Annotated in this window: 22 protein-coding genes; 8 read left to right on the top strand and 14 right to left on the bottom strand. The window is 51.3% G+C overall.

The genetic code is table 11. The features are described 5' to 3' along the window. Window positions 1-20 precede the first annotated feature (20 nt). Together QVF59_RS10115 and QVF59_RS10110 are read left to right on the top strand one after the other, a co-directional pair. Entirely contained in the window at window positions 21-722 is a 702-nt protein-coding gene (locus QVF59_RS10115; RefSeq protein ID WP_287879402.1) for an HNH endonuclease, read from the top strand. Window positions 723-856: 134 nt separating this feature from the next. Beyond that, window positions 857-1,825 carry a hypothetical protein gene (locus tag QVF59_RS10110; protein ID WP_287879400.1) on the top strand — a complete coding sequence of 323 codons (969 nt, stop codon included), beginning with the start codon at window positions 857-859 and terminating at the stop codon, window positions 1,823-1,825. 308 nt (window positions 1,826-2,133) lie between these two features. Here QVF59_RS10110 and QVF59_RS10105 read toward each other — a convergent pair whose 3' ends face one another. The 11 genes from QVF59_RS10105 to QVF59_RS10060 all read right to left on the bottom strand — a co-directional run bounded on the left by QVF59_RS10105 (window position 2,134) and on the right by QVF59_RS10060 (window position 14,124). Next, on the bottom strand, window positions 2,134-2,532 hold the full coding sequence (locus QVF59_RS10105) for a hypothetical protein (RefSeq protein ID WP_287879398.1): 399 nt from the start codon (window positions 2,530-2,532) through the stop codon (window positions 2,134-2,136). 302 nt (window positions 2,533-2,834) lie between these two features. Then, window positions 2,835-4,052, bottom strand: coding sequence for a hypothetical protein (locus QVF59_RS10100; protein ID WP_287879396.1), 1,218 nt, complete (start codon window positions 4,050-4,052; stop codon window positions 2,835-2,837). 123 nt (window positions 4,053-4,175) lie between these two features. Further along, window positions 4,176-4,661, bottom strand: a complete 486-nt coding sequence (locus QVF59_RS10095; RefSeq protein WP_287879394.1) for a hypothetical protein — start codon at window positions 4,659-4,661, stop codon at window positions 4,176-4,178. A gap of 22 nt (window positions 4,662-4,683) precedes the next feature. Continuing rightward, window positions 4,684-5,802, bottom strand: coding sequence for a HigA family addiction module antitoxin (locus QVF59_RS10090; RefSeq protein ID WP_287879391.1), 1,119 nt, complete (start codon window positions 5,800-5,802; stop codon window positions 4,684-4,686). Window positions 5,803-5,817: 15 nt separating this feature from the next. Next, the gene (locus tag QVF59_RS20840; protein WP_353851335.1) at window positions 5,818-6,114 is read right to left on the bottom strand and encodes a type II toxin-antitoxin system RelE/ParE family toxin; all 297 of its coding nucleotides are present in this window, start codon (window positions 6,112-6,114) and stop codon (window positions 5,818-5,820) included. A 617-nt stretch (window positions 6,115-6,731) separates the two neighbouring features. Further along, window positions 6,732-8,579, bottom strand: a complete 1,848-nt coding sequence (locus tag QVF59_RS10085) for a TniQ family protein (protein WP_287879389.1) — start codon at window positions 8,577-8,579, stop codon at window positions 6,732-6,734. Continuing rightward, a complete protein-coding gene (locus tag QVF59_RS20925; RefSeq protein WP_502866805.1) occupies window positions 8,464-9,849 on the bottom strand; it encodes a TniQ family protein in 1,386 nt (461 codons plus the stop codon). The genes QVF59_RS10085 and QVF59_RS20925 overlap by 116 nt, the downstream gene beginning before the upstream one ends. Further along, window positions 9,833-10,810 (bottom strand): TniB family NTP-binding protein, encoded by a 978-nt coding sequence (locus QVF59_RS10075; RefSeq protein ID WP_287879387.1) that lies wholly within the window; start codon window positions 10,808-10,810, stop codon window positions 9,833-9,835. The genes QVF59_RS20925 and QVF59_RS10075 overlap by 17 nt, the downstream gene beginning before the upstream one ends. Next, window positions 10,807-12,777 (bottom strand): TnsB C-terminal domain-containing protein, encoded by a 1,971-nt coding sequence (locus QVF59_RS10070; RefSeq protein ID WP_287879384.1) that lies wholly within the window; start codon window positions 12,775-12,777, stop codon window positions 10,807-10,809. The genes QVF59_RS10075 and QVF59_RS10070 overlap by 4 nt, the downstream gene beginning before the upstream one ends. Beyond that, on the bottom strand, window positions 12,740-13,462 hold the full coding sequence (locus tag QVF59_RS10065) for a TnsA endonuclease N-terminal domain-containing protein (RefSeq protein WP_287879382.1): 723 nt from the start codon (window positions 13,460-13,462) through the stop codon (window positions 12,740-12,742). The genes QVF59_RS10070 and QVF59_RS10065 overlap by 38 nt, the downstream gene beginning before the upstream one ends. Before the next feature lie 239 nt (window positions 13,463-13,701). Further along, window positions 13,702-14,124 carry a helix-turn-helix domain-containing protein gene (locus QVF59_RS10060; protein WP_287879509.1) on the bottom strand — a complete coding sequence of 141 codons (423 nt, stop codon included), beginning with the start codon at window positions 14,122-14,124 and terminating at the stop codon, window positions 13,702-13,704. A gap of 241 nt (window positions 14,125-14,365) precedes the next feature. Between QVF59_RS10060 and QVF59_RS10055 the strand changes: the two genes are divergently transcribed. From QVF59_RS10055 to QVF59_RS10045, 3 genes are all read left to right on the top strand, one after another. Next, window positions 14,366-15,805, top strand: coding sequence for an RES family NAD+ phosphorylase (locus QVF59_RS10055; protein ID WP_287879381.1), 1,440 nt, complete (start codon window positions 14,366-14,368; stop codon window positions 15,803-15,805). Between the two features lie 163 nt (window positions 15,806-15,968). Beyond that, window positions 15,969-17,000: a hypothetical protein gene (locus tag QVF59_RS10050; protein WP_287879379.1), complete on the top strand. Its 1,032-nt coding sequence runs from the start codon at window positions 15,969-15,971 to the stop codon at window positions 16,998-17,000. Between the two features lie 124 nt (window positions 17,001-17,124). Next, window positions 17,125-17,562, top strand: coding sequence for a hypothetical protein (locus QVF59_RS10045; RefSeq protein WP_287879377.1), 438 nt, complete (start codon window positions 17,125-17,127; stop codon window positions 17,560-17,562). Window positions 17,563-17,798: 236 nt separating this feature from the next. On the opposite strand, the gene gyrB is transcribed toward QVF59_RS10045, so the two are convergent. The 3 genes from gyrB to dnaA all read right to left on the bottom strand — a co-directional run bounded on the left by gyrB (window position 17,799) and on the right by dnaA (window position 22,882). Next, entirely contained in the window at window positions 17,799-20,189 is a 2,391-nt protein-coding gene (gyrB, locus tag QVF59_RS10040) for a DNA topoisomerase (ATP-hydrolyzing) subunit B (protein WP_287879376.1), read from the bottom strand. Window positions 20,190-20,326: 137 nt separating this feature from the next. Then, complete coding sequence (dnaN, locus tag QVF59_RS10035; RefSeq protein WP_287879373.1) at window positions 20,327-21,433, bottom strand: DNA polymerase III subunit beta; 1,107 nt, start codon at window positions 21,431-21,433, stop codon at window positions 20,327-20,329. A gap of 51 nt (window positions 21,434-21,484) precedes the next feature. Continuing rightward, a complete protein-coding gene (gene dnaA / locus QVF59_RS10030; RefSeq protein WP_159880384.1) occupies window positions 21,485-22,882 on the bottom strand; it encodes a chromosomal replication initiator protein DnaA in 1,398 nt (465 codons plus the stop codon). 354 nt (window positions 22,883-23,236) lie between these two features. Here dnaA and rpmH point away from each other — a divergent pair, with 354 nt between their 5' ends. From rpmH to yidD, 3 genes are read left to right on the top strand one after another with little or no spacing between them, the layout of a single operon-like run. After that, entirely contained in the window at window positions 23,237-23,371 is a 135-nt protein-coding gene (rpmH, locus tag QVF59_RS10025) for a 50S ribosomal protein L34 (protein WP_011137953.1), read from the top strand. Between the two features lie 8 nt (window positions 23,372-23,379). Then, entirely contained in the window at window positions 23,380-23,742 is a 363-nt protein-coding gene (rnpA, locus tag QVF59_RS10020) for a ribonuclease P protein component (protein WP_159880382.1), read from the top strand. Beyond that, a complete protein-coding gene (gene yidD / locus QVF59_RS10015; protein WP_045848138.1) occupies window positions 23,718-23,927 on the top strand; it encodes a membrane protein insertion efficiency factor YidD in 210 nt (69 codons plus the stop codon). The genes rnpA and yidD overlap by 25 nt, the downstream gene beginning before the upstream one ends. Window positions 23,928-23,929: the final 2 nt, after the last annotated feature.

Raw genomic sequence — 23,929 nt, 5'->3', positions numbered from 1 at the left:
CTGAAGATAGAGCAGCGGTCATGAAATACTTCAAAGGCAAAAGCAGTGACTGGACCAAGAAAACGCTGGCGTTGACAAGAGAACGATTGCGCAAGTGGTTGTTGCGGGAACAATACTCAGCGTGTGCTTACTGTCGAAGACAGATTTCTGAAGAATTAGGGCACCACGAAGTAGATCACATTTTGCCTAAAGGCCTCCCTGACTTCAAGCAATTTACCTATGAGCGAATGAACTTGGTTGCTTGCTGCAAACGATGCAATCGAAATAAGGGAGACCATAATCCTCTTCTTCGTCCATTAATAACAAAAACCATACTACCTTCTAATGGTCATGATTATCTTTGGGTTCACCCTTACTTTCATCGCTACTCAGATCATTTGCAAATCCACGAAGGGTTAATCTTCGAGGCCATCGGAGATATTGCTCATAGAAATCGTGGGCTTGCGGTAATCAAAACATGCAAACTTTCAACCCTTATGGGAGTTGAGCGTCGTCGCGCAGGTCAAACTGCGCTTTTTGCAACCAAGCCTCTTGACGCGATCATGCATGTTGTCACCTCACACCCTAGGTTAGAAACTCGAGCTTTAACGACTATTCTCCGTCGCAGGCGTCCAGAATTTAAAAATATGCAAAAAAATCAAATTTCCCAGCTTATTGATGCCATAAGACAGCATCAATTTTCTGAATTTGAACGTCTCGCACGAATATTGGGCCTTGCATAGCTAAAATGCTATTTGAATAGCCAGCTTTTCCAGATTAATTTATAGCCTTAATGCACTATCATTGGATTAATTATTCCATTTTACGTTAGCTTCTATTGAAGCACTGACAAGCCAGCATCCCACAGGATAGCAGAATGGACATATTCAAGCTAGCTCCCAGTAGACAAGATTATTTCGAACTAACGGAAGTAAGTTACTTTACTAGAACTCAGCGGCGCCCCCCATATTCAGCAAAAACAAAAAGCGGCAAGCCTCTCTTTTTAGCTGTATGTCCCGAATGTAACAACCCAATTGAAATACGCAATCTTGGACCTATTGATGGCGAAAACAAAAATTACCCTCTAAGACCTTTTGGGAAGCACTATATTTTCGATGTGCCCGGCCTCGCACTTTCAAATCCGATTAGCTATTCAACCTGCTCTCTTCGGGGAAAGATATCAATAGGTACGAGAGAGCATCGTGGAAACGATGAATTCAATAAAGAAATCCTTCGTCTACTTGTTGAACAGGCTGCGGTTGTGCGAGATCTCATTGCGACTTGCATTGGGGTAACAGTGGGCCAAACGCTTTTTGAGAGAATAATTGAGGAGTTTATATCAAGAGAGGCTTACAAGAGCAAAGGTGTACAACCTGCCAATCTTCCTTATGCAGTTATTTACTGGTCAGAAAACCAAAACTTATGGGGACAAATAGTCAATGACAATAAACTCATTGAAGCCATAAACAATGATAAGTTTGGCTGGTTTAAAATAAATGCAGACTGCAAAATCCAAAGCACACAGCTTGCCCCATTCAAGTCGGGCATTCGCTTTTACTTTCCTCAACACCGAAAAGGCAACGACCTCTCTGGCGAACCAAACACAATCACCCTGTGTATCGCCAGATACCATAAAGAACCACTTGGGGAAGTAATATATCGGAAAACTATTTCTTACTATAACAATGATTTTTTTAACACAATAAGAAGAGAGAAAAATTATCAAAGTGAAAGCGCACTAGCAAAAAACAAAAGATGGTCAGAAATTGCAATGAAAATAGTTATGAAATATCGACCAGATAGCCTTGTAGACTACAATAAATCAGAGTCGAAGCTCTCACTGTAGCGCTCGCAGTTCTACATCAGCATTCATTGGATTTATTACTAACTCACCAAATGTCCAAAGGAGTGAAATCTTCAGAGAGGCTGTTTCAGTGGTAATGGGCCTAACGCTGGCTACAAACGACACAGTGGGTCATCACCATGCTGCCGAGCGTGGATGCATAACCTAACTATTCCCCCTACTACTACTGTGTCAGTCTCCAGCCAGCACGAATGTTATTGCTTTATTGCATCGCGTTAAAAACAAATCAATAACCAGTGCGAAGCAAAAGCATGTGATATCTCTAGCTAAAGCATACAAAAAATAAGTCTTTACTTTCTCCGCCTCAACTCAAGCTTTGCTTTTTTTATTTGTAGTTCTAAAAGTTCATCTTGCTTTGGTTGAATTACGGTATGCCAACGATGAAATCCATACAGCATTAACAATACCGCTACTCCAGCAAGAACTCCAACTGCTCTACTCTCAAAATCTTTATCAGATTTTGCTATTTCCACTTTTCTTTCAATAACCTTCTTCTTAATCAGATCTACCGCATTCGGATGTGGATCATTTTTTATTTTTTCATATTCAACTGCGTTTTGAAATACTATTTCATTAGTAACGTTTGTTATGTACAAAATTGATAGAATAGAGGTAATGAATAATGCTAAGCCAAAAAGCGCATAGAATTTATAAATATTATCAGTTGGAAATGGTGGTTTTAAATTCATCTACCCTCCTAATTGGTTAACAGACTTTATATGGACACCAACATCCGTATATAGTTACCACTGACAGACAGTCATTCCACCCAAACACAATAGCTGTGACATATGCACCTAGGTCTGAAGCTGACACTCTGTTTGAGGTCGGCAAAGAGCAGCCGGTTGATGATCAAGCCCGAAGCAGCCTTTCGACGCCACAATCGACTCAAAGTGGAAATTCATCCGCACGCCGTAAATGACGGCTGAGCAGTAGTTGCCGCCTGTCATGGCAGCTGTGTGATTGCGTGATGACGCCCTCAGTGAATCTGTCATGAGCATTCCCGCTGTACGGCCAGTGAACGTGTCAGCGTATTGAAGATGTCGAACAATGCCTCTTGGCAATTGCTGCCGATGGAATCAAGGCGGGAATAAAAGTAGACGTCGTGGAGGTTGAAGGCCCGGCCCAGAGCCAAAGCCTGAGCATCGGCAAGCGGTATGCGCCTCAAGTTTACAGAAATGGGAAGGGCACTCGGGTATGTCCAAGCTTGGCCCCCATCCATATCGGCGGAGCCATTGGGGCAGAACTTGCTTCGGCGGTTAGGCTCCAAGACACACAGATGTTGAAATCCCAGGTGGCAGATCACGACCGTGTCGATGTGTAGAAACTTCGATAGGCCTGGCAGAAGTCCATTCGATTCAGTCGAGTGGCATATGCCGTGTGGGCCGATAAGGCACGTCAAGACATCTGCGAACTCGTCCAGATCGTTGCAGCACAGCAACATCACGTTGTGTGCACCGTTGCTGCGCGGAAGTTGCGCGGAAGCTGTGGTCATCAAGCGAGTGATGGCTGGCATGCAGTTGGCCTCGAACTCGGCGCCTTGATTGACAAGCTCATGGGTCCAGTTGCGCGGCAAGAACGACTTAACAAGCCGTCTTGGTCGATCCATAGGTTCCGGGGTGAAGGACTTCACTTCGACATTGAACTCGAAGCCTTCTGCAGAGAAGGAGAAATCGAAATTCTTTGGTGTGCCCTGATTACCAGCCTCCACTGGCACTTGATAGCGAAAATTCTCAGGAAAGCGATCCAAGAAGTGGCTCACTACGGCCAGCTCGCAGGCGTCGTTGATATAACTTCCGATATCCCCCTTAGACAAAGCCTTGTTCATCCGTTTACACACCCGATCGACGGCAAACTCCCGAGATCGCAGTTCCGACAATAGCTTACAGAGTCGTGCCGAGTAGTGATCGATAACCACAGGCACTTGAGTGGGCGCTATGGCCAGTAAACGGGATGCCAAATCCTTCAACGAGGCGGCCCATATCTCGGCGTTGGACTTGCGTTTACGTAGCGGTTTGCCTGGAGGGGTGTCGCTAGGAATTGGATTCGGAGTCACGGTCAGGGCAACATAGAAGACTACAGTACGGGCAGGAACAGTGTGTGCTTCCCAAATCTGGGGGACGTCGAACGGGATATCGACCGCAGTATGCGAGCGGCAACCTAATTCACTCTCCTGAGATGCGTGGCCACTACAAACAGTAATGGCCAAGTGAAAGCTGATAAGGGACCAGCGCCGCTACACGGTATTAATCCTTGATATCCAATAATTTTTACTACGATTTTTTAATTGGCAAGAATAATGACATATATCACTCTTGCCAAGATAACTAGGCTACGCGGCTTTCTTTCCGTTTATAGGAAGTTGTAGTTCCTCAACGTCATAAGTGAAATCTAAAGGAATTTGAATAGGTGCTTGAGACGGGAATTTTCCATTATAAACATCCACGTCTGTTTTTAGCTGAAAACAGTCACCGACGATTTGTTGGCGCCTCTGAGCAAAAGATCTGACAAAATGCTCTCGAGGGGCCCTTTGATCATCCATATCGGCCCAGAGAGACATAGTTTTGTCTCCTGTTTTGACTCGTACGGCATGCTTTGCTCTATAGCGTTGGCCATTTGGGCTTGTTCTATACTCTTCGCGAAAAAATCTTGCAATATCAGATGCAATTGCATCCACAATTGTTCTGACACTAGGCTTATGCAAACCACGATGATAGGCCCATTCAGCCACTGCATGAGGATCTAGAAGACCTTCATTACCGGATTCTGCCATATATTTCTCAATATAAGCCTTCATCTGATTTGCATACGCAGTCATTTTCGCTCCGACCTTTCCATTTCTATTCAGAAATCATTCCCCAGCCATCTACGTCTGCTGTAGGAAGAATCAATGCACGAACTTTAACTAAATACTTTCTCAAAAAATCATGCCGGTTTAGTCTATGGTGAAGTTGGCCTACAACAAGGCCAGGATGAACTTCAATTCTCTGTGCAAATCGTAAAACTTTGTCTTCAGAAAAATATGGCTGAACACGTGCGATAAAGTTGTCTAACTGTTCCCCTTGTACGCAGAATTCAGCAGCAGCTTTATTTGCTATTACTTCTTCTTCAGGAAGATTATCTTCATGATTCCCAATATCGGAATCAACAATGACATGGTTGTTCTTTTTGCCATCCTCTCTGAGAATGTGTTCTATCTCATGGCGGAGAACAAACCAAAAATTGTCAATGCGATCGAATCGCAATGTCATTCCAATAACGGGTTTTTTATCATCTATCCAGAAACATGCGCCATCAATTTTTGACCCAGCTAAAGGCTCAACAATTATGAGATGAACCCCGGCCTCGGCAAGTATACGAGGAACGTGCCGTACTTCTTCTGGTGATAATGTTAAGCTTTTCAGCTTATCTAGAGAATCAATAAGCTTTTTCTTTGAGTAAACAGGAATGATTTGTTTCGATGCCAGTTGTTTTGTACGAAATAACCAAGCAACCTGCAATGGACTGGCTGAATCCCACGCGTTAGTCTTTTTTGCGTTGTGGCAAAGATCTGGCTCAATATCAATACTAGGTACACAAAAAAACTCACAGAACTGCTTCTCTAGTACATCAATACTATCACTTGCACGAACCCAGCCTCTACGAATCATTTCTCGTACTGGAAAGCGCTCGTACAAGAATGCTCGTCTTGCAACGGAATTATCTTGAGATCTAACCTTGGATAATTGGTATTGACTTTCAAGATTCATCCAGTAGTCAGGTGATGTTCCAAAAGCTTCTGCAAGCCCTTTAGCTGTTTCGGGCGTAATAGCTCTCTTGCCCGCAATAATTTCACTCACTAGGCGAGCTGGACGGTCTAATATTTCGGCCAATTCTTGCTGCCGCCAGTTTCGCGCCTCCAGCTCTTCCCGCAGGAATTCTCCTGGAGGGAAAACTTCAGCAGGTACGCGTGCGTTCATGTAAATCTCCAACATCTAGTGGTAGTCAACGATCTCAATGATTCCGACAACTTTGCAAGGATGATCTCCTCTGATTTCAACGATCAGTCGCCATTGCAAGTTAAGTCGAATAGAACATTGTCCTAGTCGATCACCCTTCAGCTTTTCGTATCCTAGGGACCGAATAGCCAGGAAATCTCGTTCATCTTTGAATGCTCGAATTTGTTGCATTCGTTTTCTGTATGAACGCACGATCTCCTGAGAGAATCCACCACTAAACTGTGAATCGGTCTCAAGGCGATCAAGGTTTTTATCGTCGAATTCAACATCCATAGTTGTACTCTACAATCAGTTTTCCTGCTGGTCAACACCCATCTTTACACCATGTGTAAAGATGGGTGTTTAGTTTGTGTTTGGCTGTGCGAATGAATGCCCAGATGACGTATCTCTTCAAAATATCAACACTTGCCATGGTGCGGTACAGCTGTGCTGTAGGGAGTGATCGTGCTCAGCGGGACAAACGAGCCATGACAACAGAACCTGTAGTTCTCTGGTCACCTTTGGCTGCTACGTGTTCTATTCACATTCTGCGCGGTCTACGGCCGAGAGCAGGCAACGGCCCTAACAAAATCCACGTATGGTGGTCATCTGGAGATGATTGGATGGCATTCACTCCCGTGGGTGGCCAACCTTTCATATCAAGATGGAACCCGGTAAGAATTTTTATTGAAAATTCAATATGATAATGGAATTATCGGACATGTCAAAGATGGGTTTATGCATCATAGGCATCGTTGCGTTCTAAAAGATCAAAATTGCTGGAAAACACTCATCAGCAAGATTGCTCCACCTACGGTTCCGGATGTTGTCCAACCTGAGATCGATTAGGCAAGAAATCCTGATTGCTATCCTCAAACCCACCATAAGCCCCGTCAGCCGAAGAACCGAGACTACTTTTGCAAGTCTGCTTTCCGGTAGAAGTACTGCCGGAAGCCGTCTACGGTCGGCCCGGTGATGGGTTTGATGGCGAGCTTTGCAAGCAGCGCTTTCGGTGATGTTTTGGCTTCTCGTGCCAGCGTGCTGAGCGCCACATACTGCTGTTCAAAATTCGCAACAGCTTCCGCAGTGATCCAGAGTTGGGTCTGATTGCGGATGGTCGATGCCAGTAATCGTCGTCGCACCAAGTGATACGCAACCTGCTCCTTGATTCCCAACTGTTTTGCCGCCTCTGGAATCGTCAGTAATCCCGCGTGCTTGATCCGATAGGCCGATAACCAGTCATCAAGACTTCGCTTGTCGAGAAGGATGCGGCCGAGCTTGCTTGCTTCTGTAATGTCTTCTACAAGCAATACCTCGCGTTTCATGATGGCGCGTAGCAAAGCGGCAAAACATCGTCCGTCAATCCGCATGGTCTTCAGGGCATTGTTCAGCGAGATGGTGGGATGGGCAGATGAAGGCGCAATGCCCCGTATCTGGCAGTGCGCCACCAGTACCCGCAGCGAGTCCAAAGCAAACCGCCAGACGCTTGCGCCATGCTCGCCAGGAGTGAATTGCGGGAGCAGTACCTGTGAAGCAACCAGCTGTCGGATTCTGGTTTTGCTGAGCCCGAGATACTTGGCGGTCGCTTCCAGGGTAAGGCCTTCACTTAGCTCTATCCTGACAAGGGGTAACTGTGCTTCGGGGATTGACCAGAATTGTCGTCCGCTTCGGCTGGTGACGATGTTGGCCTGCAACCTGCCGGCAGCATGCAGCCGTTTCAGCTCGGCCGGTGTCACGTGTAGCTTCAGGCAAGCCTCCTGAATGGTGATGCAGTTGCCTTGCCCATGCAGTTCCGTTTGCCAATGATTGCGTAGGGTAATGGGGGCTTCCCAATGCTGTTTCAGGTATACCTCGAATGCTTCGCGTAGGAAGTCAAACTCGGGCGAGTCCAGTTCCACGTATAGCCAGTGATAAAGGCGGCCGAAGCTGCGGCGCAGACTGAACGAGCTGGGCGCGGAGGTTTTGATCTTGTCTAGCCAAGGGTGAAAGTTGTCGGGCCAGTTTTCCAGCAATGAGCCGAGCTTGTGACAGACCTCTGCCAGTACCGATATACGATGCAGCTGTGCCAGTTGCCCGGTTTTCTGTCCTTGCGCTCTAAGTTCGATATTGGCGACAAGATGGATCAGTCGCGCCCAGCCTTGTGGCGTGATCGAAATGGGTATTTGGTTTTCACGCTCCACCGAGCATTGAAACGTATTTTGGACCATCTTGATGGCGTCGGACGCCTCAAAGACTTTTTCGGCCAGAGATTGTCCGCAGTAGTGGCAGTGGCCACTCAGGACTTGCCCGGCAGACAACATGGTTCCGCATTCTGGGCAGGCATCCATCAGCAGGTTGTGGTGGTTGGGACAGATGCAGTACAGGCGAATGCTCCAGCGCGCATCTAGATGGGGCTTACTACGCATGCAGATGGGACACCAACGCGTCGTGGCGTAATTGATCGCTAGGTCGCGTTGATCTGGTACTTGCGCATCAGTTGGCCGGACACGCTTGGGCCAAGGCAAATACAATCTTTGCCATTCCTCCTGAGATAGATGTAGCAAGGCCCGCAGCTGGGCAGGTTGTTCCATCAGTGATACCAGTCTGCCCAGCAGGGGATTAAACGATTCATAGCCATTGGCCCAAGCGAGCCTAGTCAGGAAGCTAACACCAGACTCTCCACTGATTGGCCGGATGCGTACTGGCAGCTTCCATTTGCGGTGTCGTTTGCCAAGGGTGATATGTGACGGATGCCGAATAGTCAATCTGTAGTGAAGCATAGGTCGCACCTTGCTCAAGAATCGCGGTAGATTGCATGCTCATTTTTTCCAATGTGGATCGGTTGAAGGCTCCAAGTTGTCTGGATAGCCAAGAAAGCAAATCCATAGGGGATGCCTTGTCAGGCATGGAGTCTAGTGAGAGCTGTTTAATCAGAGGTAGGAATGGGAACGACAGCAACTCGCGATCAGCAGCCTCCATCCATGCATGAAGCAAGGCGAGCAAGTGGGTGGTGTGTACTGGGCCTGAAATCCTGACACTAAGGTGATCCTGCGCCGGAAGAGTAGATTTCGTTGCCGGAGTGATCAGATCAGTTGCAAGTCGCCACCATCGGCAGAATTTTTGCAGTCGGCGATTCCGCTCGGTGGTTGAAATGCCTGGGTTACCGATGACTTGTGGAATGAACAGCGGTACAGGTGACGCCAAGTTTTCAGCTAGCGCTATCCAGATATCCGGGGCCAGCGTACGTTCTAGTCGCTTGTATAACTGATGCAGAGCTGAGTCAGCCTTTACATATACAAAGAGCTCATTCCTTCTGGAGCGAAATGTTGCGCGCAATTGCTGCCGCAGCATGTGGACGAATCTATCTGGCCAGTGAGACATATAGTGTGAAACGACAGCTTGCCGATAATCCTGATCGCCATGCGCTTTTCCCGTTACTTGTGTTACTGCAAAATGTAGTCGATCTAATTGGTGAAGTAGCTTGTATAGTGGGCCTAGCCCTGCTGGCTGGTCCTGTGCTTGTCGGATGATTTTTGTACTTAGCTGCAGTTGGTAGGCAGGAGCTTTGCATACAGGTAACTCAGCAGCAGATTGGCCACAGTAACATCTCCATCCGGGCCCAAGTCGAGGCCATGTCCATGCCATCCCGCATGTACATTGGCTTTCAAGGCGACAACCATGGATCGTGCATGCATTAACAAAGGGTAGGTCCCAATGCGCATGGTAGTACCCTTGTTGCTGAAGACAGAGAGGGCAGACCTTTGGAATGCCAAGCCGCTGAACAGGGGACAGGAGGGGTACTTCTCGTAACCAATTGAGGTGTTGCTGTATCCAGAGCTGGTCAGTTGGTACTGCTAGGAACTGCATCAATCGTACTGTGTATCCAGTTTGTTCCTGGGCAAACGGAGCACGATAGAAAGCACGAAGCACCTTGTTGTGTTCACTGGGTACTCGGTGCCCATTCAGGCCGAAATGACGGCATAGATATCCACCAATGCTTTCATCGTGGTGCGGCGTAGGCCGAATCGGATAGTTAGATCTGCTTAGCATACGCCCTCCGTGTTCCTGGCCTAGAGGCTATTGCCCCTTGCTCAAACGGCTCACCCTGCCGATCAAGCCGGCGAAATGCGAAGTCATGACTGAAGGGATTGAGAGGGCCAATGCCCTGGGGCCAGATTTCTGCTTCAAATGCTTGAGCCAGTTCTTGGCACCTGATTTCACTGAGGTCTAATTCAAAACTCAGCCGGATTGCACCGGTGAGTAATTTTTTCAGGTAAGCGACTCGCCCATCGGTTGCAAAATACAAGCGATGAGCGAGTGCATCCCAGCTTTCAGAACCGATGGAAAATGGAATCGGCATGCTATGTATCAGTGTATAAAAGAGCTCTAGGCACTCCTGTTCGATGCTCTTTTCAGGGCTTTGTCCAAGCTCCATCCGCATTCGCCGCGTGAAGCGCCGCCGTAACTGCTCATTTACTCTGAGAAGGCTCTCCACGCGTGGTAATCCCAGTAGCACGGCGGGGATCTGTAGGCCATCCATTAAACCCTTGATCCAGTCGCCTACTAGGTACTGTGTTGGTGATTGCCCTCGGTCCTGAATATGATTGGCCTCGTCCAGAAGCAGTAATTCAACACTGCAAGCCTGTGCCAACCGGACAACCCTGGCCGTTTTGGTGGAGCTGGTACCAAGCGTCGGATTGGGGTCCCCTAGCTTGGCCAGCATGGCTTCTGACACGCTGACGATGGTGGCTGCTGGTGGGATAGAGATGTAAAGCACTGGTTGTACGTCGCGTTCTGGTAGGACAACACGTGGGTATTTCTGGCTGATTAAACGACACAAGGTCGTTTTGCCAGTCCCGGACTCCCCGGTGACCAGCAGATGCTGGGTTATGGCGCCTGCGCGATAGAGTTGGATGGATCGCTCAATCTCCTCAAAAGCGGCAAGGAATGGAGGGAAGCTCAAGTATTCTTGGCTGAACTGAGTCAGTGCCGAAAATTCGTCTTGCATCATTGCCTATCCTTTTTCTGATCGAGATGGAAAGTCGGCAATTTAGAAGGGGCGAATGATTTTTCTGGATTGATAACTGGGGGTTTAGGAGACGTTTTTCTCGCAGGCAGCGGTGCTGACATACGAGCTTCAGGCTGTGCACTACTGGCCCCGTTGATTCGCGCACCCTTCTTGCGCTGGCGTAGTTTGCGGCTGCGCACAAGCTCATCGGTTGCCGTTGCGAGTTGGAAGCGAGATTCTGCAAGAGCTTGGGCATTACTGGCCGTTTCACCTTTTTCCTTAATCATCTCGCGTATCAACTTGTGCTGATACTCTGTCAGACCTTTGGCATAACCGGGGTCAACCGCCTCGACAACGACAGGATCTTCCTCTCCAGGTGACCACACCAGGATTGAGCCTAGATCACTGGGGTCATAGACGATGCGAACCGGGGTGCCGCTACCCCAGGAGCGTAGAATCGGCTCCAAGGTGGGGCCAGCGTAGCGGATGCCCTGCAAATGGATACCATCCTGCCGCAACTTGCGGATATCTACCTTACCTATCCGAGTGCGCAGGTCTTCTATATTGCCAGGCAGCTCCGGCGTCATGCGTTCCAGCCCTTCGTGCCACTTGGCCCATGGAGTGGTTTGGATGCCGCGATGCACGGTCTGTGCGTATATGTCTAGCAACCACTTTTCGAACATGTGTGTAAACTCCCCTAGCGTCAACACCGCATGCTTTTGCGGGTCGTAGTCACCGCGCTGGGTAAAACGAGCCAGGCTGGTTCCTGGTAGCTGGTGGGCAAAGTTATAGTTGACGGTTTTGAGGAAACGCTCGACGACACCCTTGAAGCGCGGCTGGTGCTTGGGACAAAACAACAGAACAATTCCAAGATCTAGCGCGATGCTTTCCAGCGTGGGGCCATGAAACTCCAGTCCGTTATCACACACCAGTTCTCCGATCAGGCCATAGCAAGGCCAGGCATGTTCAACCGTGACATCAGGTACGACGGGAGTTGCTGGCCTCTTGGGCAGGATGGCGTGCCGAAGAGCTGCAACGACGGCCTCCACGGATGGCGTGCCGAAGCTGATGAAATAGCCAATTGGAAAGCGGCTATAAACATCGATCAGAATAGTCAAGGTTGGCCGTCCAAGTGGCAGCCGGGAAAGATCATCGATCAGGAAATAGTCGAGCGGGGTGTGGTCAATTTCAACACGCTGCAGGATGTGTTCGACCTTTGGTCCCTTCTTGAAGATTTGGAAACGTTTGTCGGCAGCAGTTTGGCCGTTTTTCAGAACAGAGAAGTCATAAGCCTCAACACGACGCAGCATCCGATAAACTGTGCGAAGTGTTGGCAAGACAAGCTTGTATGCATCCTGCCGCAGCTGATTCTCACGGTCTACCTTACCTCTCAGTCGGTCATAGATGCTTCGGACGTTTGCCGCTGGACTCGCGTCGAAGGCTTCCTGTACAGCCTGGGTAAACAGCTCAAGAACCTTGTCTGGCTGGCGCAAGGCACTACTACCCCTGCGGTCATAGCGAGGGATCAATGCCCTAACATCTTGGGCTATCTGGAAACGTCGATGCCAACGATAGAGGGTTGTAGTCGATGGTGGGCTCGAATCCTGCAATCTGCTTGCAACTTGCTCAATCACAGGTTTCAGGCAGTGAGGTGTAGTCACAAATGAGCCCATTGCTTCAAGAGCCTGCAAGTAAGCAAGACGGCGAGATACTTCGGTTTTCATGTGAGGCGGTAAATCTGCCAACGGTCTGCTAAAGGCCCGCACTTTTTGCTTAGGAACAGCCGTTTGGGCGATCTGTATGCACCCATCTCGGTAGGCTGTCAGCAGCTCTTCGCGAGCATAGATACCGATCTGTCCATCAATTTCCCGTAGTACCAGCACCTGTTGTTGAGGTGTAAGGCGCTCAATCCGATGAGCCACCCCATTCCACTCAAAAGCCATGCCGCTGCGTAATGTAAAACCAGTCATGATCATGCTCCATGCTCAATTGAAGAGAAGTTTCGTAGTCCACGGTGTCGGTCAGCGCGCAGTGCAACCAACCTCCCAACAGCAAGCTGAAAGGATCACAATCTTGGTCTGCTAAGAGAGAACGAGCCTGTTGGATAGGCATCGGAAACTGCTTTGCCAGACGGTCAACGGCGATACGACTTTTGACGAATGAAGGAATCGATTTTGGTGTTTGCTGATAGAGCCACTTGAGATTATTCAGGCGAGGCTGCTGGCGAATCTCTGCATCTGTCAGGATCAGAAACACTTGGTCTTGTTTCTGCAGAAACATCTCGACCTGCGCCAGCTTGTGGCGAATTTTGACTTGTTTGAGGCTGCGTACCGACTTGACCTCAACCAGAACGTGATCACCATTTTTCAAATCAAGAGCAAAGTCGGGCGTATAGCGGCGTAGCCGCTTCCCATCTGGAAAATAGATAGTGGCAGGTTGCTCGCTATAACTTTCGATGAGTGGAGAGGTTTCAAACAAGTAGATGGCATCACGTTCTAACAAGCCTTCGTGATGCACCATGCGACCGGTTTTACGACTGGGGAATTTACCCCGAAGGATACCTCCTGTCGGCCGGACAATTTCGCGAGCGCGTTGATGTTCCAAACCGCCAAATAAGCGGCCTGATAACTCACGTTTCCAAGAAACACTAGACATAACAACTCCCGCCGGCATCGACTGAAGACGTGAACGTCCCTACCGGTACCGGATCTTGGTTTCGGTATTACTGATTTCAGGCGTAATAACACCCTGCCGCTGGAAAACAACCAGCAGCGAATCGGTATCAGCAAGTGGAAAGTGGCTTGACGCTGGCGGGATTGGTACAGATACTATGGTTGACGAAACCGGTGCACCACATCGGACCAGCGGGGCAAGCCGAAAGGTTTGTCCCGTTTTTACATTCTGGCTTCCTCCTTTTTGCGCCGTTTCAAACGGCGTACAGGCTCTGGCACTGGTTCAGCCAGTACCTCTCTCATCGACAGTACTTCACGAATCATGCGGACTTGAGCCGGATGTAGCGTTGCTAGATGCTGGTGCAAGTCCGCTACCAAGTGATACACCTCTTGGGGCGCGTCAACATCAATCACAAGTTTGCGCTGCGACGCTGTCACAGCAGCATGAAGACGCTCCTGATCATGCGAGGCCAAATGAAGCGCACTAATTAGCTTATTAACGAAAGCGGGTGGTGGTGGTCCTTTGATACCAACTTCTAATGCAGACACATAGCTTTGCTCATAGCCCACCAGTTCAGCTAGGTCTCCTTGACGAATGCCAAAACGCATCCTCAATTCATGTAGGAGGTGGGCAAAAGGGCTCATTTTTACCGGAGATAGATGTTCTATCGTCAGGTTATGAAGCAACATCTGCTGTGTCAAAAAGGGAAGTCGGGGCGTGTAAAACTAGTTCGGTTTATTGATACTAGAATTGCAAAAATGATGGGGCTAAGACAGAAAAACAACACTGCTGTGCAGTACGGAATCCTGTCTGAGTTGGCTAAAATAAGAAATGCAAGGTTAATCCTTGCTTTTCTCTTTGATCTTATTCGGAGCATCTGTATCGATGGATACTGATCAAGAACTTGAAACCGAAAGTAAGTACCTCTGTGCAGCCTGTATTGGCGAAAGCTACCTACAGAGTGAGGTGCACCGTGATGGCGTTGCTACCACCTGTGATTACTGCGGCCAAGAGGGACCCTGTATCACCATTGGTGATCTCGCTGACACCTTTTCACGCGTGATTGAGGACCACTACTCACTCACCCCAAGCGAACCTTCCGGCTACGATTATGCGATGAGCAAAGAAGGTTTGGGGGATTGGGAGAGAGGAGGAGATATCCTCGCCTCGGTCATTGGTGATGCTGCCATAATCGATGAGGAACCAGCTGAAGACATCCGAGCAGTCCTCGATGACCGGTACGGTGATCCAAATGCCTACCAAGTTGGTGAGGATAGCCCCTATTGCTCGGATGCTCACTATGAGGTGCGTAAGCTTGAACCTTCCGAGCTCAGAGCTGGCTGGGAGTTCTTTGAGCGAAGCATCAAGCAAGAGACCCGTTTTTTCAACCAGCACGCCGAAGCCATGTTTGAGGTTCTGTTCCACGAATTAAGTGATCTCAAAACACGATCGAAAAAGCGAATCGTCATTGTTGCGGGGCCTGGAGAGAAGATCAATGCACTGCATCGAGCACGCGTTTTCCAGTCCGATGCTGCCCTTGAGAAAGCAATCGCGCGGCCCGATAAGGAAGTTGGCCCACCACCGTCGCAAGCCGCCTCCGCAGGACGGATGAATGCCCGGGGTATTGCTGCATTCTATGGAGCCACCCGTCCTCGGGCGGCTCTGGCCGAGGTCAGGCCCCCCGTTGGAAGCCGTGTTGTAATGGGGCGATTTGACTTGATCCGGCCGGTGAGCCTTCTTGATGTTGAGGCGTTACGGTCGATCATCGTACCCGGGAGCATCTTCGACCCCGAATACAAAAATAGACTTGAGAAGGCCCAGTTCTTAGAGCAGCTTAGCCACCGCATTTCCATGCCAATCATGCCCGACGATGAGGTATTCGACTACTTAGTCACGCAAGCCATTGCTGATTATTTAGCTAGCAAAGCCTCTCCCCGTATTGACGGCATCATTTATCCATCCGCACAAAGCCGCGCTGGTGGCAGCAATGTCGTTCTCTTCCATTCCGCAGCTAGGGTTGAGGAACTTGATCTGCCATTGGGTGCTCAGGTCACCGCACAAACAAGTCATTATTCGGAGGATGGCCCCGAAACTGATTACTGGGTATGGGAGGCGGTCCCCAAACAAAAGGCTGCGGAGCAGGAAGAGGACTTTCCATTTATGAGCCTTTCCAACGTCAACACCGATCGCGATTACCGGGAGCCAACCTTGCGTCTCGACACATCGAGCGTGAAGGTCCACCATGTCTGCGGAGTTAACTTTGTCACCGAGGAGCATAGCGTTGTTCGACACCGGTGTGAATTGTCGGAAAATACTGACTTTTGAAACTAAAGGCAGATCGGTGGCCACTAGAATGCACCTATCTCTCAGGCTAGGAGTGAGTACGACTCAGCACCAAAGCGCGATATAGGCTGGAAGCGGTCCTGTTGTAGATTGCATATCAAGCTCCCTCCTTAGAAAAGTAGTAAGAACGACACGGGAAGTGCTTATGTCTGATCTGTTGGATACAACTGCTGTTCGTGATTGGGCAGACGATGCAATTCGGCGTCATTCGAAGGGTGTATTTGGAAAGCTTGTGCCTGCGGTGATCTGGTCAGATACTCGAGGTGATGACGGTGAACTTTTGGTGCCCATCGACCCAGTAGAACTGGTAGCTCGAATCAACAAGACACCACACATCCTTCTCCACAATCACGATCCAGGAAGGCCTAAAGGGCAAGTTCTTGAAAGTGCAAGCTTCGTAGCTGAGGGCGGCAAAAAATTTATTGCTGCCGTTATGGGGTATTATGTGGGGGGGGAGGTACTAAACTTCCAAGGATTGGGTCTCGATACAAAAGTATTAGTACCGTCTCCAGGAATGCTCCCCGCATTACCGGCTGATGCTTGGATTCAATTTGCGACGGATCCAAGAGAAGTAGAAGTGGCGTGGCTAGAGCAAGTGATTAGCAATGCTCCACTTCGGGTCGAATACACAGAGCTTTCGCATAATGCAGCAGAATCCGCACAAGAGTTGATAAGGCTTAGCCTTGTCTATCTGGCCATCGTTTGGAATCCATTTATAACCTCAATTGCTTCTGAGGCAGGCAAAAACACTTATGCAGCAATTCATGGATGGGTTCGGAAGCTACTCTCAAAGCTGGCTGAGCGGCGCAATCCGGTGCTTGATATCCATACGCATCAGGATGATTGTCAGGTGTCCTTCCTTTTCAGAGGGAAGGATGTAAAACAGCACTATGCGGCACACGATGCGTTACCAGTTGCGGCAGTTCAAGCAGCGAAATTAATTATGAATCTCAAAGCACGGGGAATGATAGGGCGGCAATTAATCTATGAATTCGACAAAGAAGCACTTTTGTGGTTTCCGTCATATGCTGTTCTGAACGATAATAGAATTATAACCGACAATGTCGCACTTATCGCTATTGAGAAACTTCCGACTGGTTTGAGTCTTGGGCTGAGTCGGGATAAATTATTTTCTCCACAGAGGGGGAAGAAACGTGAAAATGATAGCGTGAAATGAGCAGGGATCATCTTTGCTGAATATTAGAAATTTCGGTATTCACTTAACGGTCATGCCCCCTGAAGAGGTAGAGAAGCAGGGGGGATTCAGTATATTTCGCATCAGATTTCACTAGGCCATCTGCATGGATAACAAACCCTCTAAACAGTCAAACAAGAGCTCCATGACCCCCCTTTGGGTTATATCTTTATTTCTGTCGCTAACAGAAGGGGTTTTAGGTGTTGGAGTAATTCAAACCGCTGGAGGCATTCAGATTGCACTTGCCTCATTTGTCATTATCTTTCCCATCGCTGTTGCCATAGCGTTCTTCTCGATCCTGTGGTTTAAGCCATACGTTCTCTATTCACCGTTTGAGTTCGGCTCTGCTGAAGATGCAGCGACCTTTATTGAGGCCATTTCGCGCGATGCCAAGGCGATTCAAGATAAAGCAAATCAAGTAACAGAAGCAGCAGAGGAAATTGAAGCCTTGCGTTCCGAGTTGACCAATAAAGTTGCTGAGTTAGAGGAAAAAATACAAAAAGCTGAAGATAATGCAGTGGCTATGTCCATTATTATGAGCTAAGTGAAATCTACCCTTTCATTCCACTGGGCCCGTGACGTCGGACTTTAAAGCGCTCTGCTACTGAAAGCGGGGGGACGTCGGCCGTTAAAAAAACAGCTGTATTTCATTATCTCTGTCACATCGAACCAGTTCATCAAAAATAAAAGCCTACCGGTTACGGTAGGCTTTTCATTATCTGCGTCAGCACTTTTTCACTAATCTGACACAAATTTCACTTTTGGTGTCAGCCGACAAAATCACACATCAATATTCCGCGCAATCAGGGCATTGCCTTCGATAAAGGCGCGGCGGGGTTCTACGTCGTCGCCCATCAGGGTGGTGAACACGTCGTCGGCACCCATCACGTCCTCGATGCGTACCTTCAGCAGGCGGCGCACGTTCGGATCCATGGTGGTTTCCCACAGCTGTTCCGGGTTCATTTCGCCCAGGCCTTTGTAGCGCTGGATGTTCATGCCCTTTTTCACTTCGGCCAGCAGCCAGTCCAGTGCCTGGCCAAATTCGTTGATCGGTTTCACGGTTTCGCCGCGGCGTACGCTGGCACCGTCACGCAGCAGGCCGCTGAGCAGGTCGCCGGTTTTGGCGAGTTCCGCGTAGTCGCCGGTTTCCAGGAAGTCCTGGTCCAGTACGGTTACCAGCACGTTGCCGTGCAGTTTGCGGGTGATCTTGATCAGGTGGCCGTCGTTTTTTTCGTCGTGCAGCAGTTCCAGCGTGATGGCTTCCGCCGGTACCAGTGCGCGCAGGCGGGCGATGGTGTTGTTGGAGGCTTGTTCGCTTTCCAGTGACAGGCGGCCGGACTTGAGCATGGCTTCCAGCACCAGCGGGTCGATGACGCGGCTTTCGCGTTCGATCACGGCGCGGGCCAGCAGGAACTGGCGGGCTACTTCGGCCAGGGTGTCGCCGGCCAGCGGGGCGGCGTCGGTGCCGGGGATGAGTTCGGCTTTTTCCAGTGCCAGTTGCAGCAGGTACTGGTTAAGTTCGTAGTCGTCCTTCAGGTAGCGCTCTTGCTTGCCGTGCTTGGCCTTGTACAGCGGCGGCTGGGCGATGTAGATGTGGCCGCGTTCTACCAGTTCGTGCATCTGGCGGTAGAAGAAGGTAAGCAGCAGGGTGCGGATGTGTGCGCCGTCGACGTCGGCGTCAGTCATGATGATGATGCGGTGGTAGCGCAGCTTGTCCGGGTTGTATTCGTCCTTGCCGATACCGCAGCCCATGGCGGTAATCAGGGTGGCCACTTCCTGGCTTTGCAGCATCTTGTCGAAGCGGGCGCGTTCCACGTTGAGGATCTTGCCCTTTAGCGGCAGGATGGCCTGGAATTTGCGGTCACGGCCTTGTTTGGCGGAGCCGCCGGCGGAGTCACCCTCGACCAGGTAGAGTTCGCACAGCTTGGGGTCTTTTTCCTGGCAGTCGGCCAGTTTGCCGGGCAGGCCCAGGCCGTCCATGATGCCTTTGCGGCGGGTGATTTCGCGGGCCTTGCGCGCGGCTTCACGGGCGCGGGCGGCATCCACGATCTTGCCGCAGATGGTTTTGGCGTCGTTGGGGTTTTCCAGCAGATAGCTTTTCAGCGCTTCGCTGATGACTTCGTTGACCACCGGGCCGATTTCGCCGGATACCAGCTTGTCCTTGGTCTGGCTGGAGAACTTGGGGTCGGGCAGCTTGACGGACAGTACGCAGGTAAGGCCTTCGCGCATGTCGTCGCCGGTGGTGTCCACCTTGGCCTTTTTGGCTACTTCGTGTTCTTCGATGTACTGGTTGAGCGTGCGGGTCATCACCTGACGCAGCGCGGTCATGTGGGTGCCGCCGTCACGCTGCGGAATGTTGTTGGTGAAGCACTGGACGCTTTCCTGGTAGGAGTCGTTCCATTGCATGGCCACTTCCACCGTCATGCCGTCTTTTTCGCCAATGCCGTGGAACACCTTGGGGTGCAGCACGGTCTTGTTGCGGTTCATGTATTCCACAAAGCCGGCTACGCCGCCGGAGAAGGCGAAGTTTTCTTCCTTGCCGCTGCGCTTGTCCAGCAGGTTGATGCCTACGCCCTGGTTGAGGAAGGACAGTTCGCGGATGCGCTTGGCCAGGATGTCGAAGTGAAATTCCACCAGGCCGAAGGTTTCTTCGCTGGCGCGGAAGGTGACTTCGGTGCCGCGGTGGTTGCTGTGGCCGGTGACGGTGAGCGGGGCCACGGCGTCGCCACGGCGGAATTCCATTTCGTGCACCTTGCCATCACGCCAGATCTTCAGCTTCAGCCAATCGGACAGCGCATTTACCACGGACACACCCACGCCGTGCAGGCCGCCGGAGATCTTGTAGCTGTTGCTGTCGAATTTGCCGCCGGCGTGCAGGATGGTCATGATCACTTCGGCCGCCGAACGTCCTTCTTCCGGGTGGATGTCGGTGGGGATGCCCCGGCCATTGTCCGATACGGTGATGGAGTTGTCGGGGTTGATGATGACCTTGATGGTGTCGGCATGGCCGGCCAGGGCTTCGTCAATGGCGTTGTCCAGCACTTCAAACACCATGTGGTGCAGACCGGTGCCGTCCGAGGTGTCGCCAATGTACATGCCGGGGCGTTTGCGTACCGCATCCAGACCCTTGAGGACTTTAATGCTATCCGCGCCGTATTCCTGTTCGCTCATCCGCTTCTTTCCTGCAGTGGGGGAGGGGGCGGAGGAGGATGTCCCCGTCCGCGCTGTACCGCCCTTTGCCGCTTATACTCAAAATCTCGAAAACTGCTGCCTGTGGCAGCAGTCACTTCTGGCTGTGCTTTTGCTGATCAGATGCGCATCGGCATCACGATGTACTTGAAGTTGCTGTAGTCCGGAATGGTCACCAGCGTGCTGCGGTTGGCATCGCCAAACGCCATCTGCAGGGTATCGGCCGGCAGGTTGGTCAGCACGTCCAGCAGGTAGTTGATGTTGAAGCCGATTTCCAGGTCGCCGCCCTGATAGGCGATTTCCAGTTCTTCTTCTGCTTCTTCCTGTTCGCTGTTGGTACACAGAATGGACATTTTACCCGCTGCCAGTACCAGTCGCACGCCACGGAATTTTTCGTTGGCCAGAATGGCGGCGCGTTGCAGCGCGTGCAGGAAGGTAAGGCGTTCGATCAGGAAGATCTTGTCGTTATCCAGCGGAATCACGCGGTTGTAGTCGGGGAACTTGCCGTCGACAACCTTGCTGATGATGACGGTGGAGCCAAAGCTGAAGCGCACCTGGTTGGCCAGCACTTCGATATTGATTTCGTCGTCGCTGTCCTGCAGCAGTTTGTACAGCTCCAGGATGGTTTTGCGCGGCAGGATGACTTCGGCCTTGGGCAGGGTGGCTTCCACGTCGGCGCTGGCAAAGGCCAGGCGGTGGCCGTCGGTGGCAATCAGTTTTACTTGGTTGCCGTCGGTTTGCATCAACAGGCCGTTGAGGTAGTAACGGATGTCCTGCACGGCCATGGCAAATTGCACTTGGGAGATCAGGCGTTTGAGTTCGCGCTGGCTCAGGCTGAAGCTGGATTCGCTGGCGCTGCCCACCGACAGCAGCGGGAAGTCTTCTGCCGGCAGGGTTTGCAGGTTGAAGCGGCTTTTGCCGGCTTTCAGTGTCAGGCGGCCATCCAGTTGTTCCAGGGTGACGGTGGTTTTGTCCGGGATGGCACGCAGGATATCCTGCAGCTTCTTGGCCGAGGTGGTCAGGCGGAAGTCTTCGCCCGGCAGTTCGTCGGCGCTGGCGGTGGTGATCTGGATTTCCAGATCGGTGGCCAGGAAGCCTACCTGTCCGCCCTTCTTTTCAATCAGGACATTGGAAAGAATCGGCAGGGTGTGGCGGCGTTCGACAATACCGGTCACGGCCAGCAGGGGCTTGAGAAGGGCATCGCGTTCGGCTTGCAGGATCAGCATGTTTCGGGCTCCCGAATGTGTCCAGAGTCAGTTATCGGTTGAATCAACATATCAGTTACGCAGCATGGATAGCAGCGTATCGTAATCGTGCGCCATATCGGCGTCATTACTGCGCATTTCGGCAATGGTCTTGCAGGCATGCAGCACTGTGGTGTGGTCGCGGCCGCCAAAGGCGTCGCCGATATTGGGCAGGGAAAGCTGGGTCAGCTCCTTGGCCAGTGCCATCGCCACCTGGCGCGGCCGGGCAATGTCACGGCTGCGCTTTTTGCTGTGCATGTCGGACAGCTTGATTTTGTAGTACTCGGCCACGGTTTTCTGGATGGCGTCCACGGTGACCTGGCGGTTGCCGGCGGCCAGGATGTCCTTCAGCGCTTCTTTTACCAGGTCCAGCGAGATGCTCTGGTTGGTGAAGCGGGCATAGGCCACCACGCGTTTGAGCGCGCCTTCCAGTTCGCGCACATTGGAGCGCACGTTCTGGGCAATGAAGAAAGCCACCGGGTGATCCAGCTTGATGCTGTCGGCTTCGGCTTTTTTCATCAGAATGGCCACGCGCATTTCCAGCTCCGGCGGCTGGATTTCCACCGTCAGGCCCCAGGAGAAGCGCGAAATCAGCCGCTCTTCCATGCCTTCTATCTGCTTGGGGTAGGTGTCGCAGGTCATGATGACTTGCTTGCCGCCCTCGATCAGTGCGTTGAAGGCGTAGAAGAATTCTTCCTGGGTGCGGTTTTTGCCGGCAAAAAACTGGATGTCGTCAATCAGCAGCAAATCCAGCGAGTGGTAGTAGCGCTTGAATTCGTCAAACGCTTTGTGCTGGTAGGCGCGCATGATGTCGGCCACATAGCGTTCGGCGTGGATGTAGCGGATCTTGGCTTGCGGGTTCTTCTGGAATACGTGGTTGCCAATGGCCTGGATCAAGTGGGTCTTACCCAGGCCCACGCCACCGTAGACAAACAGCGGGTTGTAGGCCTGGTCACCCGGGTTTTCGGCAATCTGCATCGCGGCAGCGCGTGCCAGCTGGTTGCCCTTACCCGTTACCAGAGTATCAAAGGTGAAGGAGGGGTTGAGCCGGGTGCTTTCGTGGCTGCCGCCAATGGCTTTTACTGCCGCTTGCTTGGCCTGGCTGGGAATGCTGTTGGCGGCAGGTGCGGGGGCGGGTTTGCGCTCACCACTGCCTACGGTTACCGGCACGGCCAGCGGTTTGTTGCTGGGTGCGCCCAGGCGCAGCTCGACCGGGGCTTCGCCCACCAGTTCTACCGCCAGTTCTTCGATGCGGCCAAGGAAACGGTCCTTGATGAACTGCATGATGAAGCGGTTGGGGGCAAACAGCGCAATGCCTTCATCGTTGGCTTCGGCCGCCAGCGGCTTGATCCAGGTATTGAACTGCTGTGAAGACAGTTCGGCCTCAAGGCGCGCGAGGCAGGCAGGCCAGAATTGATCCAGTTCGGTCATTAAGTACACGCAAGTAAAAGCAAAAACCCGCCGTTGACGATATGCGTTGCGGCGGGAGGAGCCATGGTTGTCACCCTGTGGGATGGCCGGACGATAGTGTCTGGCGCGGGTGCAGCCCTGGCATGTGTTCATGCATGGCAAGTGGCTTGCACCATCCCCCTGTCGCGCGTGCTGCCCTTGGGCGGGCGGCTTCGTTTAATAATTACGCAGGGGGTGGGGTGCGTTAAGTTTCGACATTCTAACGGTTTTCGGCAAAGTTATCCACAGGTGTGCTAAAAATTTGCCATTGACAAGCGGCGGTTTTTCTTGTGAAATCACGCGTTTATTTCCGTTTCGAAACAGGAATTCTTTATCATGAAGCGTACTTACCAGCCTTCCACTACCCGTCGCAAGCGCACTCACGGCTTCCTCGTTCGCATGAAGACCCGCGGTGGCCGCGCCGTTATCGCCGCCCGTCGCGCCAAGGGTCGCAAGCGCCTGGCCGTATAAGTTCAGTAATGACTTATCGCTTTCGCCGTGTGCACCGGCTATTAAAAACGGATGAATTTTCATCCGTTTTTAGTTTGCGGCAAGCGCGCAGCACGGCTTTGTTTCAGGTATATGCCCGTCCCAACGATCTGGGCCATGCCCGGGTTGGCCTGGTGGTGGGCAGAAAAGTCCACAAACGGGCGGTACGCCGCAACTACATCAAGCGTACCGTGCGCGAGTGGTTTCGCCTGAATCAGGCAAGCTTGCCGGCACAGGACTACATTGTCCGTGCCAAACTGGCTTTTTCACGCGCTGACAGAGCAGAAGCTGTCATCGCCTTGTCTACACTCTTTGCTAAACTGGCACGATGTCGCGCCTCCTCATCCTCCTGATCCGTTTTTATCAACTGGCCATCAGCCCATGGCTGGCACCACGGTGCCGCTATGTGCCTACCTGTTCCAGTTACGCGATCGAGGCGGTGAGAAAGCATGGCGCCTGCAAGGGCGGCTTTCTGGCGATGAAACGCATCGGGCGCTGTCACCCCTGGGGTGGCAGTGGTTATGACCCGGTTCCCTGAAC

Origin of the sequence: Aquitalea sp. (genome assembly GCF_030150775.1) — a bacterium.
In the GTDB taxonomy this organism is placed as follows: domain Bacteria; phylum Pseudomonadota; class Gammaproteobacteria; order Burkholderiales; family Chromobacteriaceae; genus Aquitalea; species Aquitalea denitrificans.
This window is presented reverse-complemented; position numbering and strand designations above follow the sequence as displayed.

Coding starts and splice junctions, on each gene's coding strand:
- QVF59_RS10115 (WP_287879402.1), top strand. CDS start 21: ATGAAATACTTCAAAGGCAAAAGCAGTGACTGGACCAAGAAAACGCTG.
- QVF59_RS10110 (WP_287879400.1), top strand. CDS start 857: ATGGACATATTCAAGCTAGCTCCCAGTAGACAAGATTATTTCGAACTA.
- QVF59_RS10105 (WP_287879398.1), bottom strand. CDS start 2,532: ATGAATTTAAAACCACCATTTCCAACTGATAATATTTATAAATTCTAT.
- QVF59_RS10095 (WP_287879394.1), bottom strand. CDS start 4,661: ATGACTGCGTATGCAAATCAGATGAAGGCTTATATTGAGAAATATATG.
- QVF59_RS10090 (WP_287879391.1), bottom strand. CDS start 5,802: ATGAACGCACGCGTACCTGCTGAAGTTTTCCCTCCAGGAGAATTCCTG.
- QVF59_RS20840 (WP_353851335.1), bottom strand. CDS start 6,114: ATGGATGTTGAATTCGACGATAAAAACCTTGATCGCCTTGAGACCGAT.
- QVF59_RS10085 (WP_287879389.1), bottom strand. CDS start 8,579: ATGCTTCACTACAGATTGACTATTCGGCATCCGTCACATATCACCCTT.
- QVF59_RS20925 (WP_502866805.1), bottom strand. CDS start 9,849: ATGCTAAGCAGATCTAACTATCCGATTCGGCCTACGCCGCACCACGAT.
- QVF59_RS10075 (WP_287879387.1), bottom strand. CDS start 10,810: ATGATGCAAGACGAATTTTCGGCACTGACTCAGTTCAGCCAAGAATAC.
- QVF59_RS10070 (WP_287879384.1), bottom strand. CDS start 12,777: ATGACTGGTTTTACATTACGCAGCGGCATGGCTTTTGAGTGGAATGGG.
- QVF59_RS10065 (WP_287879382.1), bottom strand. CDS start 13,462: ATGTCTAGTGTTTCTTGGAAACGTGAGTTATCAGGCCGCTTATTTGGC.
- QVF59_RS10060 (WP_287879509.1), bottom strand. CDS start 14,124: ATGAGCCCTTTTGCCCACCTCCTACATGAATTGAGGATGCGTTTTGGC.
- QVF59_RS10055 (WP_287879381.1), top strand. CDS start 14,366: ATGGATACTGATCAAGAACTTGAAACCGAAAGTAAGTACCTCTGTGCA.
- QVF59_RS10050 (WP_287879379.1), top strand. CDS start 15,969: ATGTCTGATCTGTTGGATACAACTGCTGTTCGTGATTGGGCAGACGAT.
- QVF59_RS10045 (WP_287879377.1), top strand. CDS start 17,125: ATGGATAACAAACCCTCTAAACAGTCAAACAAGAGCTCCATGACCCCC.
- gyrB (WP_287879376.1), bottom strand. CDS start 20,189: ATGAGCGAACAGGAATACGGCGCGGATAGCATTAAAGTCCTCAAGGGT.
- dnaN (WP_287879373.1), bottom strand. CDS start 21,433: ATGCTGATCCTGCAAGCCGAACGCGATGCCCTTCTCAAGCCCCTGCTG.
- dnaA (WP_159880384.1), bottom strand. CDS start 22,882: ATGACCGAACTGGATCAATTCTGGCCTGCCTGCCTCGCGCGCCTTGAG.
- rpmH (WP_011137953.1), top strand. CDS start 23,237: ATGAAGCGTACTTACCAGCCTTCCACTACCCGTCGCAAGCGCACTCAC.
- rnpA (WP_159880382.1), top strand. CDS start 23,380: ATGACTTATCGCTTTCGCCGTGTGCACCGGCTATTAAAAACGGATGAA.
- yidD (WP_045848138.1), top strand. CDS start 23,718: ATGTCGCGCCTCCTCATCCTCCTGATCCGTTTTTATCAACTGGCCATC.